Origin of the sequence: Streptomyces katrae, from assembly GCF_000966975.1 — a bacterium.
Taxonomy (GTDB): Bacteria; Actinomycetota; Actinomycetes; order Streptomycetales; family Streptomycetaceae; genus Streptomyces; species Streptomyces katrae.
In genome coordinates this window covers 1-1,686 of record NZ_JZWV01000129.1, presented here as the reverse complement: position 1 = coordinate 1,686, position 1,686 = coordinate 1, and the positions used below count along the sequence as shown (strand labels likewise).

The following is a 1,686-nucleotide window of genomic DNA, read 5'->3' as shown; positions in this document are numbered from 1 at the left end:
ACACAGTTCCTCCAGTGATGGTCCGCGACCGGCACGGCGCGCCCCCGGCAGGGACGGCCGGGGACGGCAGGGCGGGGCCGGCCGGGAGCGGCGTCCTCGCACGGTGCGAAGCCCGTGTGGGCGGGCGGTCCCCGGCCTGGCGATCCTGAGTGTTAACGCTCACAAGAGCGCCGTCAAGGGTCTGTGCGCGATCCTTGCCCCAGTAATTGTTAGCGCTAACATTCGCCGGGTCCGGGAGCCGGCTGCCTCCGCTCCGCAGCTTCGGGTCAGCGGGCGCCGAGGAGGTGTTCCAGGGCCAGCTGGTCCAGCTGTTCGAAGGCCATGCCGCGGCGGGCGGCCGCATCGACGTCGAACCCCTCGAAGGCGGACCGGTCGGCCAGCAGCCCGGCCAGACCGTCCTCGGCCGTGGGGAGGGCGAGTTCGGGCAGCCGGGAGGCGGCGAGCGCGGCCTGGACCTCCGGATCCGACCGGAAGGCCCGGGCGCGCTGCGCCAGGAGCAGGTAGTTGCGCATGCAGGCGGCCGCCGAGGCCCAGACGCCCTCGCCGTCCTCCGTGCGCGGCGGCTTGAAGTCGAAGTGGCGCGGGCCCTCGTAGCCCGCCGACTCCAGCAGGTCGACCAGCCAGAAGGCCTGGCGCAGGTCGCCCGCGCCGAAGCGCAGGTCCTGGTCGTACTTGATCCCGCTCTGGCCGTTGAGGTCGATGTGGAACAGCTTGCCGTGCCACAGGGCCTGGGCGATGCCGTGCGGGAAGTTCAGCCCGGCCATCTGCTCGTGGCCGACCTCCGGGTTGAGGCCGACCCGCTCGGGCCGCTCCAGCGCGTCGATGAAGGCCAGGGCGTGGCCGATGGTGGGCAGCAGGATGTCCCCGCGCGGCTCGTTGGGCTTGGGCTCGATCGCGAAGCGCAGGTCGTAGCCCTGTTCCTCGACGTACTCGCCCAGCAGGTCGAAGGCCTCCTTCAGCCGGTCGAGGGCCGTGCGCACGTCCTTCGCCGCCCCCGACTCCGCGCCCTCGCGGCCGCCCCAGGCGACGTAGACCGAGGCGCCGAGCTCCACCGCCAGGTCGATGTTGCGGATGGTCTTGCGCAGCGCGTACCGGCGTACGCCGCGGTCGTTGGCGGTGAACGCGCCGTCCTTGAACACCGGGTGGGTGAAGAGGTTGGTGGTGGCCATCGGCACCTTCAGCCCGGCCGTGTCGAGTGCGGTGCGGAAGCGCTTGACCGCCTGCTCACGGGCGGCGTCGCCGGAGGCGAAGGGGATCAGGTCGTCGTCGTGGAACGTGACCCCGTAGGCGCCGAGCGCGGCCAGCCGGTGCACGCTCTCGACCGGGTCGAGGGCGGGCCGGGTGGCGTCGCCGAAGGGGTCCCGCCCCTGCCAGCCGACGGTCCACAGGCCGAAGGTGAACCTGTGCGCGGGGGTGGGGGCGAGCGGGTCGCTGGTCATGAGGCACTCCGGATCCGGGCCGAGGTCTATTTGTAATGGCGAAAAACAAATTAGTATGCGGAGACCCCAGAAGGAACCCCACCGGAGGGACCCCATGCCCGCACAGCGCGTCGTGATCGGTGTCGACAGCTCCACCCAGTCCACCAAGGCCCTCGCCGTCGACGTGGAGACCGGCGCCGTCCTCGGCGAGGGCCGCGCCGCGCACACCGTCAGCGCCGGCCCCGCACGCGAGAGCGACCCCGAACAG

At 72.0% G+C, this 1,686-nt stretch carries 1 protein-coding gene and 1 pseudogene; one reads left to right on the top strand and one right to left on the bottom strand.

The window, feature by feature from the left end; genetic code table 11:
• Window positions 1-266: 266 nt before the first annotated feature.
• Window positions 267-1,439: a xylose isomerase gene (xylA, locus tag VR44_RS06930; protein ID WP_045946493.1), complete on the bottom strand. Its 1,173-nt coding sequence runs from the start codon at window positions 1,437-1,439 to the stop codon at window positions 267-269.
• Between the two features lie 94 nt (window positions 1,440-1,533).
• On the opposite strand from xylA, the pseudogene VR44_RS46895 reads away from it, so the two are divergent.
• A pseudogene (locus tag VR44_RS46895) lies at window positions 1,534-1,686 on the top strand (xylulokinase); the annotation flags it as partial.

Excerpts from the sequence above, each read along its gene's own strand:
- xylA (WP_045946493.1), bottom strand. The coding sequence starts at position 1,439 with ATGACCAGCGACCCGCTCGCCCCCACCCCCGCGCACAGGTTCACCTTC.